Source organism: Paraburkholderia aromaticivorans (genome assembly GCF_012689525.1).
GTDB classification, from domain to species: domain Bacteria; phylum Pseudomonadota; class Gammaproteobacteria; order Burkholderiales; family Burkholderiaceae; genus Paraburkholderia; species Paraburkholderia aromaticivorans_A.
Genome location: NZ_CP051515.1, coordinates 3,372,502 through 3,395,004 on the forward strand (window position 1 = coordinate 3,372,502; position 22,503 = coordinate 3,395,004).

At 61.9% G+C, this 22,503-nt stretch carries 19 protein-coding genes and 1 tRNA gene; 6 read left to right on the forward strand and 14 right to left on the reverse strand.

Annotated elements, in window-relative coordinates:
• Nucleotides 1–11: 11 nt before the first annotated feature.
• A complete protein-coding gene (locus tag HF916_RS26900; RefSeq protein WP_431311419.1) occupies nucleotides 12–821 on the forward strand; it encodes a Crp/Fnr family transcriptional regulator in 810 nt (269 codons plus the stop codon).
• A 180-nt stretch (nucleotides 822–1,001) separates the two neighbouring features.
• Nucleotides 1,002–2,561 carry a methyl-accepting chemotaxis protein gene (locus HF916_RS26905; protein WP_168791771.1) on the forward strand — a complete coding sequence of 520 codons (1,560 nt, stop codon included), beginning with the start codon at nucleotides 1,002–1,004 and terminating at the stop codon, nucleotides 2,559–2,561.
• 106 nt (nucleotides 2,562–2,667) lie between these two features.
• Here HF916_RS26905 and HF916_RS26910 read toward each other — a convergent pair whose 3' ends face one another.
• A complete protein-coding gene (locus tag HF916_RS26910) occupies nucleotides 2,668–3,021 on the reverse strand; it encodes a transposase (RefSeq protein ID WP_168791772.1) in 354 nt (117 codons plus the stop codon).
• A 274-nt stretch (nucleotides 3,022–3,295) separates the two neighbouring features.
• Here HF916_RS26910 and HF916_RS26915 point away from each other — a divergent pair, with 274 nt between their 5' ends.
• The gene (locus HF916_RS26915; protein WP_168791773.1) at nucleotides 3,296–4,435 is read left to right on the forward strand and encodes a porin; all 1,140 of its coding nucleotides are present in this window, start codon (nucleotides 3,296–3,298) and stop codon (nucleotides 4,433–4,435) included.
• Nucleotides 4,436–4,574: 139 nt separating this feature from the next.
• Here the strand turns inward: HF916_RS26915 and HF916_RS26920 are convergent, their stop codons facing one another.
• The 9 genes from HF916_RS26920 to HF916_RS26960 form a co-directional block, all read right to left on the reverse strand.
• On the reverse strand, nucleotides 4,575–5,708 hold the full coding sequence (locus tag HF916_RS26920; RefSeq protein ID WP_168791774.1) for a porin: 1,134 nt from the start codon (nucleotides 5,706–5,708) through the stop codon (nucleotides 4,575–4,577).
• 949 nt (nucleotides 5,709–6,657) lie between these two features.
• Entirely contained in the window at nucleotides 6,658–6,831 is a 174-nt protein-coding gene (locus tag HF916_RS26925) for a hypothetical protein (protein ID WP_168791775.1), read from the reverse strand.
• Nucleotides 6,832–7,034: 203 nt separating this feature from the next.
• Nucleotides 7,035–7,241, reverse strand: a complete 207-nt coding sequence (locus HF916_RS26930; protein ID WP_168791776.1) for a hypothetical protein — start codon at nucleotides 7,239–7,241, stop codon at nucleotides 7,035–7,037.
• Nucleotides 7,242–7,707: 466 nt separating this feature from the next.
• Nucleotides 7,708–7,795 (reverse strand) — tRNA-Ile (locus HF916_RS26935).
• 156 nt (nucleotides 7,796–7,951) lie between these two features.
• Entirely contained in the window at nucleotides 7,952–10,357 is a 2,406-nt protein-coding gene (rpoD, locus tag HF916_RS26940) for an RNA polymerase sigma factor RpoD (RefSeq protein ID WP_168791777.1), read from the reverse strand.
• 113 nt (nucleotides 10,358–10,470) lie between these two features.
• Complete coding sequence (gene dnaG / locus HF916_RS26945) at nucleotides 10,471–12,342, reverse strand: DNA primase (RefSeq protein ID WP_168792172.1); 1,872 nt, start codon at nucleotides 12,340–12,342, stop codon at nucleotides 10,471–10,473.
• Between the two features lie 80 nt (nucleotides 12,343–12,422).
• The gene (locus HF916_RS26950) at nucleotides 12,423–12,869 is read right to left on the reverse strand and encodes a GatB/YqeY domain-containing protein (protein WP_168791778.1); all 447 of its coding nucleotides are present in this window, start codon (nucleotides 12,867–12,869) and stop codon (nucleotides 12,423–12,425) included.
• A gap of 235 nt (nucleotides 12,870–13,104) precedes the next feature.
• Entirely contained in the window at nucleotides 13,105–13,272 is a 168-nt protein-coding gene (rpsU, locus tag HF916_RS26955; protein WP_168792173.1) for a 30S ribosomal protein S21, read from the reverse strand.
• Nucleotides 13,273–13,392: 120 nt separating this feature from the next.
• Entirely contained in the window at nucleotides 13,393–14,610 is a 1,218-nt protein-coding gene (locus HF916_RS26960) for an NAD(P)/FAD-dependent oxidoreductase (protein ID WP_168791779.1), read from the reverse strand.
• Between the two features lie 121 nt (nucleotides 14,611–14,731).
• Between HF916_RS26960 and tsaD the strand changes: the two genes are divergently transcribed.
• Nucleotides 14,732–15,760, forward strand: coding sequence for a tRNA (adenosine(37)-N6)-threonylcarbamoyltransferase complex transferase subunit TsaD (gene tsaD / locus HF916_RS26965; protein WP_168792174.1), 1,029 nt, complete (start codon nucleotides 14,732–14,734; stop codon nucleotides 15,758–15,760).
• Between the two features lie 75 nt (nucleotides 15,761–15,835).
• Here tsaD and folE2 read toward each other — a convergent pair whose 3' ends face one another.
• The 4 genes from folE2 to HF916_RS26985 form a co-directional block, all read right to left on the reverse strand.
• Nucleotides 15,836–16,642, reverse strand: coding sequence for a GTP cyclohydrolase FolE2 (gene folE2 / locus HF916_RS26970; RefSeq protein WP_168791780.1), 807 nt, complete (start codon nucleotides 16,640–16,642; stop codon nucleotides 15,836–15,838).
• 252 nt (nucleotides 16,643–16,894) lie between these two features.
• A complete protein-coding gene (gene dxs / locus HF916_RS26975) occupies nucleotides 16,895–18,802 on the reverse strand; it encodes a 1-deoxy-D-xylulose-5-phosphate synthase (protein WP_168791781.1) in 1,908 nt (635 codons plus the stop codon).
• 85 nt (nucleotides 18,803–18,887) lie between these two features.
• Complete coding sequence (locus HF916_RS26980; RefSeq protein ID WP_168791782.1) at nucleotides 18,888–19,769, reverse strand: polyprenyl synthetase family protein; 882 nt, start codon at nucleotides 19,767–19,769, stop codon at nucleotides 18,888–18,890.
• Nucleotides 19,766–20,074 (reverse strand): exodeoxyribonuclease VII small subunit, encoded by a 309-nt coding sequence (locus HF916_RS26985; RefSeq protein WP_007178839.1) that lies wholly within the window; start codon nucleotides 20,072–20,074, stop codon nucleotides 19,766–19,768. Before HF916_RS26985 ends, HF916_RS26980 begins: the two co-directional genes overlap by 4 nt.
• Nucleotides 20,075–20,359: 285 nt before the next feature.
• Here HF916_RS26985 and HF916_RS26990 point away from each other — a divergent pair, with 285 nt between their 5' ends.
• Nucleotides 20,360–21,466: an aromatic ring-hydroxylating oxygenase subunit alpha gene (locus tag HF916_RS26990; RefSeq protein WP_168791783.1), complete on the forward strand. Its 1,107-nt coding sequence runs from the start codon at nucleotides 20,360–20,362 to the stop codon at nucleotides 21,464–21,466.
• 164 nt (nucleotides 21,467–21,630) lie between these two features.
• Entirely contained in the window at nucleotides 21,631–22,500 is an 870-nt protein-coding gene (locus HF916_RS26995; protein ID WP_168791784.1) for a sulfurtransferase, read from the forward strand.
• Nucleotides 22,501–22,503 lie beyond the last annotated feature (3 nt).

Sequence of the window (22,503 nt, forward strand, 5' to 3'; positions counted from 1 at the left end):
CTGTCATTCAAATGACAGAGTGGCGCGCCCTGGCGCCTCCGCACTCACTTCCGCCCGAAAACCCGCAAGCTGCCATGAACGACGCTCCGCTCACCGCCCCCGCCGATGCCCGCCCGCGCAGGCCGGAGCGGGTCGCGCGCGCCGATCTGCCGGGCCTGTTCGCCACGTGTGCGTGGTTCCGGGCGCTCGCCGCCGAGCATCAGGCCATGGTGCTCGCCAGCGCGCACGCGGAGCATCTGGAAGGCGGCGCATGGATCGCGCGCCGCCAGGAGCCGTCGGACTACTGGATCGGCGTGCACTCCGGCCTTATCAAACTTGCCATCTACAGCCCTTCGGGACGCAGTTGCACGCTGTCCGGCGTGCCGCCCGGCGGCTGGTTCGGCGAAGGCAGCGTGATCAAGCGTGAACTGCGCAAATACGACGTGGCGGCGATTCAGTCTTCGCTGGTCATGTTCGTGCCGTCGGAGACGTTCCACGCGCTGCTGGAGTCGAGCTTGCCGTTCACCGGCTTCGTGATTCGCCAGTTGAACAACCGCATGGGCGAATTCATCGCGTCGATCCAGAATAGCCGGCTGCTCGATGTCGATGCGCGCGTCGCACAATCGCTCGCGCAATTGTTCAACCCGGACCTCTATCCCGACACCGGCCGCACGCTCGCCATTTCGCAGGAAGAAGTCGGCCTGTTGGCGGGCGTTTCGCGTCAGCGGATCAATCAGGCGTTGCAAAACCTCGAACGGCTGCAGATTTTGCGCCTCTCGTACAACCAGATCGACGTGCTCGACCTCGACCGCCTGGGTGCGTTCGGCCGGGAACAGATCTAGCGCCCAACGCCCTGCCAGCCCCTTATGCCCCGCTTGTTTCGGCGGCCGCCTGCGCGCGGCCGTTCGACTGTTTTTTGAGCAACCGGATAAAGAAAGCGCCGCACGCGCCGTTATGCGAGCTATGCAGCGCAGATTGCAGCCCGTCCCTATTCCGAGCTCAACGTATTGTCGAATCCGATAATGAACCGTATGACACTGAAACAGAAGTTGTGGGTGCCGTTGCTGCTGTGCTGGGCCGCGCTCCTGATCGTGACCGTTGTGAACGCGTACGAAGCACGTAACGGTCAAATGGACGCACGGCGCGCCGATCTGGCCGACGTCACCGATATGGCGGCATCGATCGTCGCCGACTATGCGAAACAGGCCGACGCCGGCAAGCTCTCCGTCGACGACGCGAAGCAACAAGCCATTGCCCGCGTCAATGCCCAACGTTACGGCGCCTCCGGCTACGTGACGATCGTGCGCAGCGATTCGGTCATGATCGACCACCCGATGAGCCCGAAGCTGAACGGCAAGGAGATGAGCGGCTTCCGCGACGCCAAAGGCAACGCGCTGTACCACGACATCGCCCAGGCCGGCGGCTCGGCGGCCGGCGCCGGCTACCTGCGCTACTGGTGGCCGAAACCCGGCGAAACGACGCCCAGCGAAAAGATCGGCTATGTGAAGCGCTTCGGCCCGTGGGGTTGGGACTTCATCGCCGGCGCTTACATGGATGACATTCAGGCGCAGTTTTACACGACGCTCGCGCGCTCGGCCGGCATGCTGGTGGTACTCGGCTTGATCGTGTCGTTCGTAGCATCGCGCGTGGTGCGCAGCGTGTCGCGCTCGATTGGCGGCGAGCCTTCCGCGGCGGCCTCGATTGCGATGCAGATCGCGCGCGGCGATCTGGCCACTCGCATCGACTTGCGCCGTGACGACACGTCGAGCCTGCTGTTCTCGTTGCGCGAGATGCGCAATCAACTCGCGTCCACCGTCGCGCGGATCAAGAACTCGGCGGAGACGATCACCGTCGCCTCGAAAGAAATCGCCGCGGGCAATCTGGATCTGTCGAGCCGCACCGAGGAACAGGCCGCGTCGCTGCAGCAGACCGCCGCCAGCATGGACGAACTCACCAAGACCGTCACGCAGAACGCCGACAATGCGGCGACCGCGTCCGAACTGGCCAGCGACGCATCGAGCATCGCCGCGCGCGGCGGTCAGGTGGTCAACGACGTGGTCGAGAAAATGGCGGGCATCACCGATAGTTCGCGCAAGATCGGCGAGATCATCAGCGTGATCGAGGGCATCGCGTTCCAGACCAATATTCTGGCGCTGAACGCCGCGGTGGAAGCCGCGCGCGCCGGCGAGGAAGGCCGCGGCTTCGCGGTAGTCGCGGGCGAGGTGCGCAATCTCGCACAACGCAGCGCGACAGCGGCCAAGGAGATCAAAGTGTTGATCGACCAGTCGGTCGCGCAAGTCGGCGAAGGCTCGACGCTCGCGGGCAAGGCGGGCAGCACGATCGGCGAGGTGGTCGACGCGGTGCGCCGCGTGACCGCCATCATGAACGAGATCTCGGCGGCTTCGAAGGAGCAGAGTTCAGGTATCGGCGAAGTCAATCTCGCGATCCGTCAGATGGACGACGTTACACAGCGCAATGCCGCACTCGTCGAGCAGGCGGCCGCAGCAGCCGGTTCGCTCGATGAGCAGACCGAACAACTGCGACATGCCGTCTCCGTGTTCAAGGTCGAGCAAACTGCGTAATCGGGTTATACGGGTCATAAGATCCGCAGACCTCTTGAGCGATCAGATAAGGCTGTCGCCGGGAATCCGGTGACAGCCTTTTTATTTGTCGTTGCGAAACAGCGATCTATGCAGCACGCACGCCGCTCCTTCGCGTGACAGGCCGCTCGAGGATCGCATCGGTCTCGAACAGCGTGAACACGATGTCGGCCAGCACGCCCGACTTCTTCCAGCGCAGGTAGTAGCGATGCGCCGTCTGATACGCCGCGTAGCGCTCCGGCATCGCGCTCCATGGCGCGCGCGCGTGCAGCACCCACATCACGCTATTCACCACCCAGCGGATCTCGATGCTGGGACGCCCACGCCGAGGTCCAAGGGCCTTCATTTCAGGCAGCAGCGGCACGATGCGATGCCATTGCTCGTCAGTGAGATCGTAAGTGGTCGGCAAATGAGGCTGCGGCTTTCGAGTGGAATTATCCATGCGGTAAAAACGCGCGGCCGCTGCATACAGGCTGGCGTCGCCGCGAAATAGCGTCTATCAATCAATGGATTTCAGACTAACCGAAGCACGCTTCCGCGAAGGTTAACTCTTGTCAGACAGGCCGGGATAATTGTCAGAAACGGCAATAAGTTATCGCTCTAAAGGACTTTTGGCGCGACGAAGGTGCTGGTCTATCATCGGCGCGCCGGCGCATGGCCAGCCCGCACGCGCTGGACTCGAATGAATAATCCATAACTGCATAGCAGGAATTCCAGTGAGACAAATAAGACGCCTCAAGACCGCCGCCATCGTGGGTGGCGCCACCCTCGCGTTGACCTCCGAGCACGCCTCGGCACAGAGCTCGATCATGCTATACGGCGTCGCCGACGTGAGCGTGCGCTATCTGACCAACTCCAACGCCAAAAACGATGGCCGTCTGTTTATGACGAACGGCGCGATCACCAATAGCCGCTGGGGTCTGCGCGGCTCGGAAGATCTGGGCGGCGGACTGAAGGCGATCTTCGATCTGGAAAGCGGCATCAACCTGCAGGACGGCTCCGCCTCGGACAGCCAGCGGCTCTTCAACCGCAATGCCTATCTGGGCCTGAGCAGCCAATACGGCACGCTCACGCTGGGTCGTCAGAAGACGCCGTTGTTCGACCTGCTCGGCGACACCTACGACCCGCTCACGGTCGGCAACTACTTCGAGAACTCATGGTTGCCGGGCGCACTCGGCGCGGGGCTTTACGCGGACAACGCCGTGAAATACACCGGCACGTACAAAGGCCTGACCATGGCCGCGATGTACTCGTTCGGCACCAACTCGGAATCGACCGGCGCCGGCGGTTTCTCCGGCCAGGTGCCGGGCCATCTCGGTGCCGGCACGATGTACGGCTTCACGTTGTCGTATGTGGCCGGCCCGTTGAGCGTCGCAGGTGGCGTGCAGCAGAACAGCGACAACAGCAATCACAAGCAGACCATCTTCAACGCAAACGCGGTGTACGCGTTCAGCACAGCGAAGGTGTACGTCGGCTATCTGCATTCGAAAGACGACACGGGTTTCGTCGACAGCGCGCTGGCGCAGCAGACGCTCGTGCCCGGCGTCGATATCTTGAAGGGCTCGGGCCGCGTCGACAACGGTCCGTTCGCCGGCGTCACGTGGCAGGCGACGCCCGCGCTCACGTTGACGGGCGCGGCGTACTACGACCACATGTCCAATGCAGCGATCGGCAACGGACAACGGGGCAGCGGCAATCGCTATACGTTGGTGGCGTTGGCTGAATACGCCTTGTCCAAGCGCACCGAGGTGTACGGTACGGTCGATTTCGACAAGGTATCGGGCGCTGCCTCGGTCGAATTGCCGGGCAAGAACAAGCAGACCGGCGTTGCACTCGGTCTGCGTACGATTTTCTAAACCAGGCAGGGCCACCTGAGCCCTGCAAGGCGCGCGGCATCCGGCATTCACGCCGGGTGCCGACCATCGAATCGCGCGCGCATAAAAAAAGGTGCCGCGAACGGCACCTTTTCGTACAACAACCAGCTTCTGCTGAAGCTTAGAAGCGGTGACGCAGACCGACCGTAGCAGCCGTCTGGTTCTTCGACGACGACGGCAGTTGCGTGTTGTCGCCGCTGTAGATCGAAGCGACACCGCCGTCGCCCATTGCGTGCTGGTACACGGCTTGAGCGTAGACGTCCGTACGACGCGACAGCGAGTAGTCAGCTTGCACGCCGATCTGGTGGTAACGCACCGACTCCGAACCACCGTTCGCGCCAACGCCGTAGCCCTTGCCGTCCGTGAACGTGTAAGCAACGCCCAGGCCCAGAGCCGGGGTCAGGTTGTACTTGCCGTTGACTTCGTAGTTGTTAGCGCGCAGCGATTGCTGGCCAGCCAGGAAGTTGTCCGAACGCGATTGCGTCCATGCCAGACCAACGGTTGCCGGGCCAAAGGAATACGAACCCGCAGCGCCGAATTCACGTTGACGGAAGTTGCCGACGTTGCCTGCCAGTGCGTTGACGTACGAACCGTCCGAAGCACCCGTGTTACCTGCGCCCGGGTTGTTTTGCTGTGCGTAAGCAGCGCCCAGGTGCAGACCTTGCCACTGGTATGCAGCACCGACGCTGTATTCGCGGTTGTTTGCGAATGCGCCAGCCTGGTTCGAGAAGCCGTACGTGCCGCCGAACGAGAAGCCAGCGTAGTTAGCGCTCGCGTACTTGATCGAGTTGTTGACTGCGTAGCCGCCGTTCGTGTTCAGGTTGTCGTTGTTGAACGGGTGCGCGAAGTACGTACCGCCCCAGCTGCCCGTTGCGGTCAGCGGTGCCAGGTAGTCTTGAGCTGCGTCATATTGACGACCCAGCGTGACCGTACCGAATTGCGCGCTCGACAGACCGACGAACGCTTGACGGTTGAACATGCCGTTGTTGTTAGCGAACTTGCCGTTGTTGATATTGAAGCCGCTTTCCAACGTGAAGATTGCCTTCAGACCGCCGCCCAGATCTTCCGAACCGCGCAGACCGAACATGCTTTGGTTGATGCCGCCGCTACCAGCTGCCCACTTGGAATTGTGGTTGACGTTGCTCGTGTACGTCAGGCCCGCGTCCAGCAGACCATACAGGGTCACGCTGCTTTGTGCGTGAGCGACGGAGGCGAACGATGCGGCAACCGCAACGACGATGAGACTCTTTTTCATGTGGGACTCCTGTTCGATAAATTTACGCGGGGAGCGGGGCCTGCCTCGGCAGCGTGTGCATCGCACCTGTTACCGCCCTGTTAACCGACCCGTTTCGGATCGGTCGGGCACCCTTGGAACGAAGCGTGAGTGTAGGGGGACGCCCTGGTAGCGACGCCGGCAATTCACGCAACAGGATTTTTCGAAATCAGCAACAATCAAATTGCCGCAGGCATTAAGTCTTTGTTTTTTCACCATTTATTGCGAAATCATACGGATGTCGCACCTGCTCTGGTCATAAGTAATTTGCAACTTCTCAATATTGTCAGTTGTGTGAATGCAACAGCATTTAATAATCCTGACGTAATCGGGTCGGAACAATTAAAAATCACAGGCGTCTGATTGCCCGGAAATAAGGCAATTAGGCCGCAGATATTCGACCGGTGTAAATTTATTTTGGAAAAGCGGGAACTTAATTGAATTAATGCAGTCGCTTTGCTCGGGCCGAATTAGCCCGTGTTAATTGGCCTTGATCATTAACTTCTTTTGCGAGGGCGAATGAATTTGATGGTGTGCTTTTATTCTCGCGCTGTGCAGTAGAACAGCTTGATAGCGGTGAGGGTCCGTGCGCGCGCCGAATGTGCAGCCTGTTGTGTGCCTGTCGCGCGGAACGGGTGACGGCATGCAGTCCCGGGAAGTGCCCGTAGAGCCCGCCGCCGTCAGCCGGTCTGAAGGAGTTCGTCGTGCGAGTCCGCACCTTTTGAGGTGTCTTCAGAAAGCCCATGCGTCGAAGAGGAAAGCCTTCAGCACGGGCATTGCCCGGAGGTGAAATGCGGCGCCAACCGCCGCGTGACAAAAAACCCGTGTTGAAAGCAGATGGCAAACATCGAACAGCCTTCCGCCTCCATTAAACGGCACGAGCGTGCCATTTTTTTACACGGAGTTTCCCTAGTTCCCGACAACCACGGCCTTATGCCTTGTCTTGCGACCGCCGGAGCGCCTCGTCGTCCTCGGGAGAAGCACCCGGCGCGAGCGGATCGATTTCGGGCGACACGCCGGGCAATGGACGCGGTTGCTCGCCGGGTTCATCGAGCGGCTGGTTGGCGGGATCGGCGACGGGGTCGATGGTGGGATCGGTTTGCATGATGAGCGTCCTGAGGATGGGAATGTCTCCCAACGTTCAGCCCGCAACGGCTATTCCCGAAGTCCCGGCGCTGCGGCCGAACTGCCGGGCCTTCGCGTGATCGTCTCGATCGGTTGATTTCCGGCTGTAGAAATTGCCCCAATGTGTGGAGAAACTTTCAACGCCGAATCGCACGACTGCGTACGCCGCGCTATGTCACGAGACTATTGACGATCGAGCCGCGAGCGCGGCATCTCGCCGGTCGCCCCGGTCAGGAACGGCTCCAGCCCGAACAGCCAGGCAAAACAGAACGTGACGCACGCCAACGCGTTGGTATGACGTTCCGGCGCGCTTCCGCAATCGCTTTCCAGCGGCGTAGGCAACAAGGGTTGCGTCTGGACAAACTCAGTAGCGGTGTGGTCGGGTCGCATGGTCGTTCTCGTTATTGATATGGTTTGGAAGCCGAACTCATGCAAACGACGTGCCACTCTCGTTGAGCGGACTTTGGGCCGACTGGTACTCAGATTAGCGCCGCTATCGCGATGGAGTCTGTGCGCCAGAGCGCCAAACGGAAGCCAGCAAATGACGAGACGGATCCCGAAGATGACGGATTAAATCGAATGGAGTTTGCGCCGGCAAGGGCGGGAGGAGTGACGATATTGCCGCGCCGCGAAATGGGTTGCTCAACACGCTCGCTTGAATTCGCAGCGTTCAATCTCAAGCGCTTATGAATGCAGCCCATACAGCGACGAACACCTTTCATCCAACAGGATAGAGATCCGTGGCGCAAAGATTAATAGCGGAACGGAAGTGACATATTGCCGCGCCCCAATATCCGCTTCACGCCATATAAACAAAAAGGGTTCCGACATTATCGGAACCCTTTCTTTGCATCGATGGTGGGCCGGGTCGGATTCGAACCGACGGTGTCCTTTCGGAGGCGGATTATGAGTCCGCTGCCTGCAACCAGCACGGCGTCCGGCCCAAGAAAAAAGACCCGGTCATGAAGGCCGGGCCTATTCGTTGATTGGCCGACATACTACACGAAAAAGGGGCCTTCGCAACCGCTTCGCTACGGCGAAACAACCGCGAGGCCCCCTTCAAAACCGCTACATCATTTGCAACCCAACGCCAGCTTCGATCAATTCCCTTCGAGGAACGACTTCAGCTTGTCCGAACGGCTCGGGTGGCGCAGCTTGCGCAGCGCCTTCGCCTCGATCTGACGAATCCGTTCACGCGTCACGTCGAACTGCTTGCCGACTTCTTCGAGCGTGTGATCGGTGCTCATCTCGATACCGAAACGCATGCGCAGCACCTTCGCTTCACGCGGCGTCAGCGAGTCGAGCACGTCCTTCACGACATCGCGCATGCTGGCATGCAGAGCTGCGTCGGCCGGCGCAACCGTGTTGTTGTCTTCGATGAAGTCGCCTAGATGCGAATCGTCGTCGTCACCGATCGGCGTTTCCATCGAGATCGGCTCCTTCGCGATCTTCATGATCTTGCGGATCTTGTCTTCCGGCATTTCCATCTTCTCGGCCAGCGTTGCCGGATCCGGCTCCAGACCGGTTTCCTGCAGAATCTGACGCGAGATGCGGTTCATCTTGTTGATCGTTTCGATCATGTGAACCGGAATCCGGATCGTGCGCGCCTGGTCGGCGATCGAACGCGTAATGGCCTGACGGATCCACCACGTTGCATATGTGGAGAACTTGTAGCCACGACGGTATTCGAACTTGTCCACCGCCTTCATCAGACCAATGTTGCCTTCCTGAATCAGGTCGAGGAACTGCAGACCACGGTTCGTGTACTTCTTCGCGATCGAGATCACGAGACGCAAGTTCGCCTCGGTCATTTCGCGCTTCGCCTGACGGGCCTTCAGTTCACCCGCCGCCATCTGACGGTTGGTTTCCTTCAGGTCCTTCAGCGGCAGCACGACGCGCGCTTGCAGATCCAGCAGACGTTGCTGCTGTTCGCGAATGGCCGGAATGTTCCGCGTGAGGATCGCGCTATAACCATGACCTTCACCGACGATCTTGTCGGCCCACTCGAGGTCCGTTTCGCTGCCCGGGAAACGCGCGATGAATTCCGCACGCGGCATGCCGCACTTATCGACCACCGTGTGCAGGATCTGACGCTCGACCTGACGCACTTCGTCCACTTGCGCGCGCAGCGTGTCGCACAGACGCTCGACGGTGCGCGCGGTGAAGCGGATCGTCATGAGCTCGTTCTGGATCGTTTCCTGTGCCTTCAGATACGACTTGGACTTGTAGCCTTCCTTCTCGAACGCGCGACGCATCTTGTCGAACCATTCGCTGATCATCGCGAATTTTTCGAGCGACGCACGCTTGAGCGCTTCCATCTGCGCTGCGTTGGCCGTAGCTTGCGCCGTGCCGTCGTCTTCTTCCTCGTCTTCTTCCGAGTCCTCTTCGACTTCCTCGTCTTCGCTCTCGATCGCTTCCGCTTCTTGCGCGGAGAAGCCGTCCGCGTCTTCCGCGTTGGCGTCGATCAGGCCGTCGACCAGTTCATCGATGCGAATTTCCTCATTCGCGACGCGCTCCGCCATCGCCAGGATGTCGGCGATCGTGGTCGGGCATGCGGAGATGGCCATCACCATGTGCTTCAGGCCGTCTTCGATCCGCTTGGCGATTTCGATTTCGCCTTCGCGCGTGAGCAGTTCAACCGTGCCCATTTCACGCATGTACATGCGGACCGGGTCGGTGGTGCGACCGAATTCCGAGTCGACGGTGGACAGCGCGACTTCCGCTTCCTCTTCCACTTCGTCGTCCGACGAAGCCGCCGGGGCGTTGTCGTTCAGCAGCAGCGTTTCAGCGTCCGGGGCCTGTTCGTACACCGCCACGCCCATGTCGTTGAACGTGCTGATGATGCCTTCGATCGCCTCGGTCTCGGTGAAGTTGTCCGGCAGGTGGTCGTTGATTTCAGCGTACGTCAGGAAGCCGCGCTCCTTGCCGAGTTTGATCAGCGCGCGCAGTTTGGAGCGGCGCTCCTCGAGTTCCTCGACCGTGCCCGGCTGTGACGACGCGAAAGCGTCTTTCAGCAGCGCTTTTTCCTTTGCACGACGGTCGCGAGCCTTGGCCTTTTCCACCTTGGCCGGAGCAGCAGCCGCGGGGGTTTCTTCGCTTTGGGTTGCGTCGTCATCGACGGGTACTTCGTTCAGCTTTTTCGTCATGGAGTTCGCCGTACCGGCTGTAGTCTCGACTCGCGGCTGGTGGACGCCAGCCGGTTGAACCGTGGATACTGGAACCTCGCGCACTGCCGCATCGTCCTGCGCGGCAGCCGCTTCCCTTGCGCTTCTGACACCCGACCCCTTCGTGGCCGGTACTGCTACAGCTTTCGTCGCCTGGACCGGCTCCGCTCGCGCAGCCGAAGTGGTCGAGGACTTCTTCCCGGCAACCGGTGCAACACTGACCGCAGACGCTTTTCTGGCGGAAGAAACTAACCTGGCTTCGGTGACCTTTCTGGTCGGCTCCCTGGAGCTTGTGTCCGTCGTTTTCTTTCCACCCGTCGTTCCGCCCGCAGTCTTTGCCATCGCATCGCCTTTTCGCCTTTGCTAGGAAAACTTTTCGCTTTTGCTAGGAAAACCCTTGAAAAACAACCCGCTGGAAACCTTTTATTATAGCACTCAGGCTTCCTGCGTTCCGCCTACAGCCCGAGCTGGCGCTTCATGTCAGACCGCTTCCGATTGAGCTCCGAAAGCTCCGCAAACTCCTCCGGTGTGTGCCGGGATTGCCGTGAAAGCTGCTCGAGACGATCACAGTAAGCGTCATACCGCATCTTCAGGATCGCCGCCTTCAGTTCCTCTCCAACGATCCGTTCCTGCTCGCGCCGTTCCTCGATGACGGTCGCATCTTCCGGGTCCTTCAGCAGCAAATCCCGGACGTTTTCATCATAGTCTAGAATTTTGCGAAAGATTTCCTCGAAAGTTGGGGCGTTCGCGCCGTTTCGCAATAGGTCGGACAACAACTGAAACTCCGCCGAATCGCCCAGCGCACGCGCGTGCGTCGTCACTTCCTCGAACAGTTCACCGTGCCGCGTGACCGTGAGCAACGCCTGTTCAGCCTCTTCGTCCAGCACGCCCACCGTGCGCGGATACATCACCAGATTGCGCAGCGTTTTTTCCTCGATCCCGGTCACACTGCGCCGGTCTTTGCGGGCCGGCGCGGCGCGGGCGGCCGCCGCGATTCGGGAATCGACCTCGCACAGCGCGGCGACTTCGTCGAATGGCACGTCGAGCCGGTCGGCGAACATATGCATGATCTGCGCGCGCAGCGCATTGGCCGGCAGCGCCTGCAGCAGCGGCTTGGCGTCGAACAGCGCGCGGGCGCGGCCTTCCGGCTGATCCAGCTCCTTGCCGGTCAGCACCTCGTTCAGCATGAACTGCGACAGCGGCATGGCCCGCTCGACCTGCTCGGCGAAGGCCTCGGTGCCGTATTCACGCACATAGCTGTCCGGATCGTGCTCGGACGGCAAAAACAGGAACCGGATGGTCCGGTTGTCGGCCGCGTGCGGCAAACAGGCATCCAGCGCACGGCGAGCAGCGCGCCGGCCGGCCGAATCGCCATCGAAACTGAAGATGACCGTGTCGGTCTGGCGCATCAGTTTCTGCACATGAATCGGCGTGCAGGCCGTGCCGAGCGTGGCGACCGCGTTCTGAAACCCCAATTGGGCCAGCGCGACCACGTCCATGTAGCCCTCCACGACCAACACGTAGTGCTGTTCGCGGATCGCCAGACGCGCCTCGAACAGCCCGTACAGCTCGCTGCCTTTGTTAAATAATGGCGTTTCGGGCGAATTCAAATATTTGGGCTCGCCGCTGTCCAGCACGCGGCCGCCGAAGCCGATCACCTGCCCCTTCACATTACGTATCGGGAACATGATCCGCTCGCGAAAGCGGTCGTACCGGCGGTTCTGGCCCTGAGCGTCGGACTTTTCGCTGACGATCACCAACCCCGATTCGACCAGCGAATCGTCGCGGTAGTTCGGAAAGGCCGGTTCGAGGTTCTGCCAGCCGTCCGGGGCGTAGCCGAGTCCGAAACGGGCTGCGATCTCGCCGGTCAAGCCGCGCTTCTTCAGATACTGGATCGCGACCGGCGCGCTGCGCAGTTGCTTGCGATAGAAGTCGCAGGCGGTCTGCATGACATCGGAAAGCGCGGTGGTGACTGCTTTGGACGCCGCCGGCGCATAGCCACCGCCTGAGCCGCCGCCGCCATATCCCGGCGATGGTTCATTGGGCACGGTCAAGCCGACCGACTGCGCCAGTTCGTTGACCGCTTCCGGAAACGAGGAACCGGCATGCTCCATCAGAAACCCGATGGCCGTACCATGCGCGCCGCAGCCGAAGCAGTGATAGAACTGTTTAGTCGGACTAACCGTAAACGAAGGGCTTTTCTCGTTGTGGAACGGGCACAGCCCCATGAAGTTCGCGCCGCCCTTTTTCAACTGCACATACCGGCCGACCACGTCGACGATATCGACGCGGTTGAGCAGGTCCTGCAGGAATGACGGTGGAATCACAGTAAATGACGCTGCCTTAAAAAACTCAACGCCGCGCACGCCGTCGAAAAACAGCATGCACGACGCGAAAATACGGAAATTTACTTCGCGAGCGCGGCTTTGACTTGCGCCGAAACAGCGGTCATGTCGGCGCGGCCGGCCAGCTTCGACTTGAGCACGCCCATCACCTTGCCCATGTCCTGCGGTCCGTTTGCGCCGGTTTGCGCCACCGCGGCCTGGACTTCGGCAACGATCTCCGCCTCGGACATCTGTTCCGGCATATAAGCAGACAAGATCGCCAGCTCGGCCTTTTCCTTGTCGGCCAGGTCGGTGCGGCCAGCGGCTTCGAACTGGCTGATCGAGTCCTTGCGCTGCTTGATCATCTTGTCGATGACAGCGGTGATCGCGGTGTCGTCGAGCGTGATGCGCTCGTCGACTTCGCGCTGCTTGATCGCGGCGAGCAGCAGGCGGACCGTGCCGAGGCGCTCGGTCTCACGTGCCCGCATGGCGGCCTTCATATCGTCGTTGATCCGGTCCTTGAGACTCATCACTCACCTGAATGCGTTGGAATTTGAAAAACCGGCCAGACTCACCACCTCAACACGCGCATCAACACGAATACCCGCTTGGGACTGCTTCCTCAAGCGGGTTGGCACACTGTGCGTTGTGATTGCGACCCTGCCGGCTGGCCCGAAGGGCCGTGTTTTCCGTGATGGCACCTGTCGCGCCCTCACCGGTTGGATGTCGCCGCTCCGTTAAACGGGAACCGCGGCAACGCCAGAATCAGTAGAACTTCTTTGGCAGCATCTGGCTACGCAGACGCTTGAAATGACGCTTTACCGCAGACGCCTTCTTACGCTTGCGCTCGGCCGTAGGCTTTTCGTAAAACTCGCGAGCGCGAAGTTCCGTCAGCAAGCCGTTTTTCTCCATGCTGCGCTTGAACCGGCGCATGGCAACTTCAAACGGCTCGTTGTCTCGTTGTCTTTTACGCGGATGGCCGTCATTTTCAATAACGGAACTTTGTAAAGGTTCAGGAGTATAGCAGAGCTTTCTCACAAAGCCAGAGCGCCGTCAAGCCCCGCTGGCATACTCCGCGGCGGCCTCGCCGGCCGCCACACCCGACGCCCATGCCCACTGAAAATTGTAGCCGCCCAGCCAGCCGGTTACGTCGACGGCTTCGCCGATGAAGTACAAGCCCGGCGCGCGCGCGCTCATCATCGTCGATGACGACAGGTCGCGCGTGTCGATGCCGCCGCGCGTCACTTCGGCTTTGCGATAGCCTTCCGTGCCGTTGGGCGTGAGCGTCCAGCGCGACAAAGCCTCACCGACACGACGCAGGGTTTTGTCCGGCAAATCGGCCACGCGAGCTTCGGCGGGAATCTGATGGGTTTCCAGCCAGACATGGGCGAGCCGCTGCGGCACCCATTCCGACAACAGATTGGCGATCTGCCGCTTCGTGCCGGTCTTTGCTTCGAGCAAGGCGGTCGTGGCGTCCCGCTCAGGCAGCAAGTCGATGTGAATCGGCTCGCCGGGCTGCCAGTAGCTCGATATCTGCAGCACACCCGGGCCGGAAAGACCGCGGTGAGTGAGCAGCAGGTCTTCGTTGAATTCGGCACCGGTCTTTTTGTTGCCGGTCGCCAGTTGCACTTCCAGCGAGACGCCGGACAGCGCCGCGAACGGCTCCCAGTCTGCGGCAGCAAAGGTCAGCGGGACCAGCGCGGGGCGCGTATCGATCAGCTTGTGACCGAACTGCTTGGCAAGACGGTAGGCGAAATCGGTGGCGCCGATCTTGGGAATCGACAGCCCGCCGGTCGCGACCACGAGCGCGCGCGCGACGATCGGCCCCGCCTGCGTATCCAGCGTGAAGCGCCCTTCCGGATCCTGCCGCACCTGCTCGACCGACAACGGCGCGCGCCACGCCACGCGGCCCGCGTCGCACTCATTCTTCAGCACATTGATGACCGCGTCGCTCGACTGGTCGCAGAAGAGTTGGCCCTTGTGCTTCTCGTGCCACGTCACATGATGGCGCTTGAGCAGCGCCATGAAGTCACGCGGCGTATAGCGCGCGAGCGCCGAGCGGCAAAAATGCGGATTGGCCGACAAGTAATTAGCCGGGCCTGCATACAGATTCGTGAAGTTGCAGCGGCCGCCGCCGGAGATGCGGATCTTCTCCGCGAGACGCTGCGAGTGGTCGATCAGCACCACACGGCGGCCGAGTTGCCCGGCCACGGCCGCGCACATCATGCCGGCCGCGCCCGCGCCGATCACTGCGATATCGAAGGATTCCATGGGGCCGCATTGTACCCGCGCGTCGGCGGCGCCTTGCCCGCGCTGCTATACTTTGAAGCTTGCCTTCTCACTTTCGGGCGCCGGAGTTTTGTCGCTTCTGCGTCCGCTCAAGCCCACCATCATGCTCGTTCTCGGCATCGAAAGCTCCTGCGACGAAACCGGTCTCGCGCTCTACGACACGGAGCGTGGCCTGCTCGCGCACGCGCTGCATTCGCAAATTGCGATGCATCGGGAGTACGGCGGCGTCGTGCCGGAACTGGCGTCGCGCGATCACATCCGTCGCGCGCTGCCATTGCTCGAAGAGGTGATGGAACGCGCCGGCACGGTCCGCAGCGACATCGACGCAATCGCCTATACGCAAGGCCCTGGCCTCGCGGGCGCGCTGCTGGTCGGCGCGAGCGTCGCCAATTCGCTGGCCATGGCGTGGGACAAGCCGACCATCGGCATTCATCACCTTGAAGGGCATTTGCTGTCGCCGCTGCTGGTGGATGAGCCGCCGCCGTTCCCGTTTGTCGCACTGCTGGTGTCCGGGGGTCATACGCAACTGATGCGCGTGACGGACGTGGGCGTCTACGAAACGCTCGGCGAAACGCTGGACGACGCCGCTGGCGAAGCCTTCGACAAAACCGCCAAGCTGCTCGGCCTCGGTTACCCGGGCGGCCCGGAAGTGTCGCGCATGGCTGAATTCGGCACGCCCGGCGCGGTGGTCCTGCCGCGTCCCATGCTGCATTCCGGCGACCTCGATTTCAGCTTCAGCGGCTTGAAAACCGCTGTCCTCACGCACGCCAAGAAGCTCGGCGGCTCGAATATCTGCGAGCAGGCCAAAGCCGATCTGGCGCGCGGCTTCGTCGACGCGGCTGTCGATGTGCTGGCGGCGAAGTCACTGGCCGCGCTCAAGAAGACCAAGCTCAACCGGTTGGTCGTCGCGGGCGGTGTCGGCGCGAACCGGCAGTTGCGCGAGGCGCTGTCCGCCGCCGCGAAGAAGCGCAATTTCTACGTGCACTATCCGGACTTGTCGCTGTGCACGGACAACGGCGCGATGATCGCGCTGGCCGGCGCCTTGCGACTGCAGCGCTGGCCGGATCAGTCGGGCAAAGACTACGCGTTCACGGTGAAACCGCGCTGGGATCTGACGTCCCTCGCACGCTGAGCCACGCGTTGTTTGGTCGTAAAAAGGCCGCTTTCAAAAGAAGCGGCTTTTTTGTTCAGTCAGCTAAAGCGCCTATCAAGCCGCCCGCTTATCCCGTTCGATCACCGCGTACGCGCTGTGATTGTGAATCGACTCGAAGTTCTCCGCTTCCAGCACATAGGCGACGATCCGCTCATCCGCGTTCAAACGTTGCGCGACGTCGCGCACGAGGTCTTCGACGAACTTCGGATTCTCGTAGGCGCGCTCGGTGACGAACTTCTCGTCCGGGCGCTTGAGCAAGCCCCACAGTTCGCACGAGGCTTCTTCTTCGGCGATACGGATCAGTTCTTCCACGGCCACATCGCCCGTCAGTTCGGCGTTGATCGTGACGTGCGAGCGCTGGTTATGGGCGCCGTACTGCGAGATCTTCTTCGAACACGGGCACAGGCTAGTCACCGGTACCAGCACCTGCAGAAACAGACGCGTCGCACCGTTGCGAGTCTCACCCGTCAACGTGACTTCGTAGTCGAGCAGGCTTTGCACGCCCGACACCGGCGCGGTCTTGTTGACGAAGTAAGGGAACGACACTTCGATGCGGCCGGCCTCAGCCTCGAGCTTTTCGAGCATCGCGGCGAGCATGGTGCGGAACGTGGCCGGCTCCAGCGGCGCCTTGTTCTCTTCGAGCAACGCGACGAAACGCGACATATGCGTGCCCTTCTGGTCAGCCGGCAGATGCACGTCGAGATTCCACGTACCGACTGTCGGCTGCACCTCGCCGCTTTGCGTGCGCACCGCCAGCGGATGGCGCACGGCCTTCACGCCGACCCGTTGAATCGGGATCTGACGGGTGTCGGGCGTGCTTTGCACATCGGGCATCACAAAGGCGGGATTCATCTGATTCATTTCTTGTCCTTTCAGGAAACGCCGGACCGCTCCGAGTCTTTCGCTCCGCAGAAAGCCCTTGGGGCATTCCGCTCACGAGGGCTGTCGCGAAGCGACAGGCTTGGCGGCTCCCAGCGGCCGCGGATCAAGGCGCGCAACGGCGAACGCCGGCCCCTGCCGGCGTTGGATGATGGGCCCGAGGCCCACCGGATTCAAGTTGGAGATTGCTTATGGCCGCCATGGCACGGCGGCCGCACCGCGAGCGGCGACGCTTTACGCGACGCGCTTCACCGACGACTGGCCGCCGACCGCTCCGCTCGACAGGAAGCGCTCGCGGATCGACTTGGTGATACCCGCGGCGTCGAGACCACACGCGGCGAGCAGCTTAGCCGGGTCCCCATGATCGATGAACCGATCGGGAAGGCCCAATTGTAGTACGGGTCGCATAACCCCACTTTCAAGCAGGGCTTCGACGCAAGCCGAGCCCGCGCCGCCCATCACGCAGCCTTCTTCGACCGTGACGATGGCGTCGTGCGTTTCGGCCAGCTGACGGACCAGATCGGCGTCCAGCGGCTTCACGAAGCGCATGTTCGCGACCGTCGCGTCCAGCTGCTCGGCGGCGGCCAGCGACGGCGCGACCATTGTGCCGAACGCCAGAATCGCAATACGTTTGCCCGCCGGCTGCGACGTTTCGCGACGAGTCTCGCCCTTGCCCAGCGGCAGCGCCACCATCTGCTTGACAGTGGCGACGCCCGTGCCGGCGCCGCGCGGGTAGCGCACCGCCGTCGGGTTCGACTGCTGCAACGCGGTGTACAGCATCTGGCGGCATTCGTTTTCGTCCGACGCGGCCATCACCGTCATGTTCGGGATGCAGCGCAGGAACGCCAGATCGTAAGCGCCCGCGTGCGTTGCGCCGTCCGCGCCGACCAGACCCGCGCGGTCGATGGCGAACACCACCGGCAGGTTCTGCAGCGCGACGTCGTGAATCAGCTGGTCGTAAGCGCGTTGCAGGAAGGTCGAATAGATCGCGACCACCGGCTTCATGCCTTCCGCGGCCAGACCGCCGGCGAACGTCACCGCATGCTGCTCGGCGATACCGACGTCGAAGTAACGGTCCGGGAAACGCTTCTCGAACTCCACCATGCCCGAGCCTTCGCGCATGGCCGGCGTGATGCCGACGACACGTGCGTCCAGCTCGGCCGCGTCGCACAGCCATTCGCCGAACACCTGCGTGTAGGTTTTCTTCGACGGCGTGGTGGCGGGCTTGATGCCTTCAGCCGGATTGAACTTGCCCGGGCCGTGGTACAGCACCGGATCGGCTTCGGCCAGCTTGTAGCCTTGGCCTTTCTTCGTCACGACGTGCAGGAATTGCGGGCCGCGCAGTTCCTTGATGTTCTGCAACGTCGGGATCAGCGAATCGAGATCGTGGCCGTCGATCGGGCCGATATAGTTGAAGCCGAACTCTTCGAACAGCGTGGCCGGCACGATCATGCCCTTGGCGTGCTCTTCGAGCTTGCGGGCGAGGTCGAGCATGGGCGGCGCGACGCGCAGCACGCGCTCGACGCCGGCACGCGCGGCGGCATAGAAGCGGCCCGACATCAGGCGCGCCAGATGGCGATTCAGCGCGCCGACCGGCGGCGAAATCGACATGTCGTTGTCGTTCAGGATGACGAGGAGCGGCACGTCGTCTTCGACGCCGGCGTTGTTCATCGCCTCGAACGCCATGCCGGCCGTCATTGCGCCGTCGCCGATCACGGCGATGCCCGTGCGGTTGTCGCCCTGCAGCTTGCTCGCGATCGCCATGCCGAGCGCGGCGGAAATCGACGTGCTGGAGTGCGCAGTGCCGAACGTGTCGTACTCCGACTCGTCACGCTTCGGGAAGCCCGAGATGCCGCCCAGTTGACGCAGCGTGTGCATCTGGTCACGGCGGCCCGTCAGGATCTTGTGCGGATAGGTTTGATGGCCGACGTCCCAGACGATCCGGTCGTGCGGCGTGTCGAACACATAGTGCAGAGCAATGGTCAACTCGACCGTGCCGAGGTTGGACGAAAGATGGCCGCCCGTCTGCGATACGCTGTCGAGCACGAAGGCACGCAACTCGTCGGCAAGCGGTTGCAATTGGCGGCGATCAAGGCGGCGCAGGGCTGCCGGGTCGTCAATGGTTTTCAGCAAGTCGTACATCGTCGTTCCATTGTAGGAAAACTTACGCGCCCGCACTTCATACATGCGCCTCGCAACGGAGGCGCGCGGCGGCGGGCTTTCGCGTTCAGCTAACCCGGTTCACCACCAGGTCGGCCAATTCGGCAAGACGCTGCGCGCGTGCGCCGAACGGCGCCAGTGCGGCGTGAGCGTCGCTGCGCAGTTGCGCTGCGAGCGCGCGCGATGCGTCGAGCCCAATAATCGACACGTAGGTCGGCTTGCCGTCCTTCGCGTCTTTACCTGCCGTTTTGCCGAGCGTCGCGGAATCGGTCGTGACGTCGAGAATATCGTCGACGACCTGAAACGCGAGGCCGACAGCGGCCGAATACGCGTCGAGCGAACGCATGGCGTCCGCGTCCGGCGTTTCGCCCGCCAGCGCGCCCATGCGCACCGCGGCGCGCAGCAACGCGCCGGTCTTTAGACGGTGCATGGTTTCGAGTTGCGGGCGCGTCAGCGTGTGGCCGACGCTCGCCAAGTCGATAGCCTGCCCGCCGCACATGCCGATCGAACCGCTCGCCAGCGCCAGTTCGCGCACGAGCGCGGCCTGCTGCGCCGGGGCCAGAACGTCCGACGTGAGCGAGACGAACGCCTGAGATTGCAGCGCGTCGCCAACCAGCAATGCCGTGGCTTCGTCATATTTGACGTGTACCGTGGGCTTGCCGCGACGCAGCGCGTCATCGTCCATGCACGGCATGTCGTCGTGGACAAGCGAATACACGTGGATCATTTCCAGTGCCGCTGCTGCCGCGTCAAGGCATTCGGCGCGCGCGCCGGTCAGCTCGCCGGCCGCGTGGCACAACAGCGGGCGAACCCGTTTGCCGCCGCCCAGCACCGCGTAGCGCATGGCTTCATGCAGCGTGGCGGGCTCGGTTGCCTCGGTCGGCAGGTAATGTTCTAGTGCCGTTTCGACGCGCTCCAGTACCGAGCGCATCCATTGTTCGAATGTCATAGGTCGTCCCCGCTTTCAGTAGCGGCTGTGCCTGCGGTATTCATGGGCAGCGGTTTGAGCGTCTCGCCGTCGAGCACGCGCACCTGCTGCTCGACTTTCTCGAGCTGTTGCTGGCAAAACGCCACGAGGGCGGCGCCGCGCCGGTAGGCGGTGAGCGACTCCTCGAGGCTGAGATTGCCGCTTTCCATGCGTGCAACCAGCCCTTCCAGCTCCGCCTGAGCGGCCTCGTAATTCTCGGGCAGCGGCGTGGTGTCGACGCCTTCGGCTGGCGTGGCAGCAGTATCTTTCGACGCGGTCTTCGCCATGAATAGTCGCAAAATTAAAACAAGTCGAACATTCTACGGCAAAAGCGATATTTCCGAGCCGCCGCCGCCCTACGCCTCGCCTTCCCGCTGTGCGCCGTCCCAGCAGTCTCGCAGAAAAAAAACGATCGGTCTGCGGCTAAAAAGCCGAACTTTCCTGAGATTTTTGACCCAAATCAGGCACTTAACGGCCCCAAACAAGGGGAAACGGGTATAATCGCGGGCTCCCTAAATCGAATCTTCGATGGTTGGGTTGTTCACTGCTTTCACGTCTTCACGGGAGTGGGAATGTCCAATCTGAGCAATGCATTGCAGTTGCGGTCTGTCCACAGCCAGCTGCCAGTCACGGCTTACTTTGACGAAGCGCTTCTAACGCGCGAAATCGACACCCTTTTCAAGAAAGGTCCTCGTTACATCGGCCACGATCTCATGGTGCCCGAGGCGGGGAATTATTTTGCTTTGCCGAGCGAGAGCGAAGGGCGTGTGCTCGTCCGTAACCAGCAGTCGCAAGTCGAACTGCTGTCGAACGTGTGCCGCCACCGGCAAGCCATCATGCTCAACGGCCGCGGCCAGACGGAGAACATCGTCTGCCCCCTGCACCGTTGGACGTACGACCTGAACGGCCAGCTCCTCGGTGCGCCCCATTTCGCGGATAACCCCTGCCTGAATCTCGGCGCCACGTCGCTGCAGAACTGGCAAGGCCTGCTGTTCGAAGCGCAGGGGCGCGACGTCGCGCGCGATCTGGCGCGGCTCGGCACCAAGGAACACTTCGATTTTTCGGGCTTCATGTTCGATCACGTCGAAGTGCACGAGTGCAACTACAACTGGAAGACCTTTATCGAGGTCTATCTGGAGGACTATCACGTCGCGCCCTTCCATCCGGGCCTCGGCAGTTTCGTCAATTGCGACGACCTGACGTGGGAGTTCGGCGAGTGGTACAGCGTCCAGACGGTCGGCGTGCACAAGGATCTGGAGCAACCGGGCAGCCCCACGTACCGCAAGTGGCACGACGAAGTGCTGCGCTTTCGCGGCGGTAATCCGCCGGAATTCGGCGCGATCTGGATGGTGTACTACCCGGGCATCATGATCGAGTGGTATCCGCACGTGCTGGTGGTGTCGTGGCTGATTCCGCGCGGTCCGCAGAAAACCACCAACGTCGTGGAGTTCTATTACCCTGAGGAAATCGCGCTGTTCGAGCGAGAGTTCGTCGAAGCCGAGCGCGCCGCCTACATGGAAACGGCCCGCGAAGACGACGAGATCGCAGAACGCATGGACGCGGGACGCCGCGCGCTGATGAATCGCGGCGAATCGCAGGTCGGCCCGTATCAGAGCCCGATGGAAGACGGCATGCAGCACTTCCACGAATTCTTGCGGCGTGAACTCGGTACGATCTGATCGGCGATGGCCAGATTCACCAGATTTTTCTGGCAGCAATCAACGCATGGAAAGACGGGCTTCGGCCCGTCTTTTTTTGTTTAGACTAACGACATAGCTCGGCCATCCGTTGCCGGCGGCAAGCCGCCAAACGGAGCCGCCATCGCCCGCATCGAGGAGACGTCATGCCCCACACTCATTACACCACTCTGATTTCCGCGACCAATCTCGCGGAACGGCTTGCCGCTGCGCCGGGCAGCGTGTTCGTCATCGATTGCCGGTTCGATCTGGCCGACACGGAAGCGGGCGAAAAAGCCTATCTGGCCGGGCATCTGCCGGGCGCGCATTACCTGCATCTGGACCGCGATCTGTCGGGGCCGAAGAACGGTCACAACGGCCGCCATCCGCTGCCGGATCGCGCGCGGCTGGTGGAGACGCTGGAGTCGCGCGGCCTGAAGCAGGGCCAGCAGGTCGTCGCATATGACGCGCAAGGCGGCATGTACGCCGCCCGTGCATGGTGGCTGCTGCGCTGGCTCGGTCACGACGCGGTCGCGCTACTCGACGGCGGGCTGCAGGCATGGGAAGCCGGCGGTCATCCGCTGACGCAGGACGCGCCGGCCCAGAACACGGGCGACTTCAAAGCAGGCGCGCCGCTGTCCGTGACGGTCGATGCGCAAACGGTCGAGCGCAATCTGGGCTCGAAAGAGCGCGTGGTGGTCGACGCGCGCGCGGCCGACCGTTATCGCGGCGAGAACGAGACACTGGACCGTGTCGGCGGCCACATTCCCGGCGCGCTCAACCGCTTCTTTAAAGACAACCTCACCGCCGACGGCCGCTTCAAGCCGGCTCATACGTTGCGCGAGGAATACCACGCGCTGCTTACCGACACGCCGCCGGAGCACGTGGTCCTGCAATGCGGCTCAGGCGTGACGGCATGCGTGAATGCCCTGGCGATGGAAGTCGCCGGCCTGCATGGCGCGGCGCTGTACGCGGGATCGTGGAGCGAGTGGAGTTCTGATCCGAAGCGGCCCATCGCGACGGGCGCGAATCCTTGAGCG

Coding starts and splice junctions, on each gene's coding strand:
- HF916_RS26950 (WP_168791778.1), bottom strand. CDS start 12,869: ATGAGTCTCAAGGACCGGATCAACGACGATATGAAGGCCGCCATGCGG.
- HF916_RS26990 (WP_168791783.1), top strand. CDS start 20,360: ATGTCCAATCTGAGCAATGCATTGCAGTTGCGGTCTGTCCACAGCCAG.
- HF916_RS26985 (WP_007178839.1), bottom strand. CDS start 20,074: ATGGCGAAGACCGCGTCGAAAGATACTGCTGCCACGCCAGCCGAAGGC.
- HF916_RS26900 (WP_431311419.1), top strand. CDS start 12: ATGACAGAGTGGCGCGCCCTGGCGCCTCCGCACTCACTTCCGCCCGAA.
- rpsU (WP_168792173.1), bottom strand. CDS start 13,272: ATGCGCCGGTTCAAGCGCAGCATGGAGAAAAACGGCTTGCTGACGGAA.
- dxs (WP_168791781.1), bottom strand. CDS start 18,802: ATGTACGACTTGCTGAAAACCATTGACGACCCGGCAGCCCTGCGCCGC.
- HF916_RS26925 (WP_168791775.1), bottom strand. CDS start 6,831: ATGCAAACCGATCCCACCATCGACCCCGTCGCCGATCCCGCCAACCAG.
- HF916_RS26910 (WP_168791772.1), bottom strand. CDS start 3,021: ATGGATAATTCCACTCGAAAGCCGCAGCCTCATTTGCCGACCACTTAC.
- HF916_RS26930 (WP_168791776.1), bottom strand. CDS start 7,241: ATGCGACCCGACCACACCGCTACTGAGTTTGTCCAGACGCAACCCTTG.
- HF916_RS26980 (WP_168791782.1), bottom strand. CDS start 19,769: ATGACATTCGAACAATGGATGCGCTCGGTACTGGAGCGCGTCGAAACG.
- HF916_RS26905 (WP_168791771.1), top strand. CDS start 1,002: ATGAACCGTATGACACTGAAACAGAAGTTGTGGGTGCCGTTGCTGCTG.
- rpoD (WP_168791777.1), bottom strand. CDS start 10,357: ATGGCAAAGACTGCGGGCGGAACGACGGGTGGAAAGAAAACGACGGAC.
- folE2 (WP_168791780.1), bottom strand. CDS start 16,642: ATGAATCAGATGAATCCCGCCTTTGTGATGCCCGATGTGCAAAGCACG.
- HF916_RS26920 (WP_168791774.1), bottom strand. CDS start 5,708: ATGAAAAAGAGTCTCATCGTCGTTGCGGTTGCCGCATCGTTCGCCTCC.
- HF916_RS26995 (WP_168791784.1), top strand. CDS start 21,631: ATGCCCCACACTCATTACACCACTCTGATTTCCGCGACCAATCTCGCG.
- tsaD (WP_168792174.1), top strand. CDS start 14,732: ATGCTCGTTCTCGGCATCGAAAGCTCCTGCGACGAAACCGGTCTCGCG.
- HF916_RS26960 (WP_168791779.1), bottom strand. CDS start 14,610: ATGGAATCCTTCGATATCGCAGTGATCGGCGCGGGCGCGGCCGGCATG.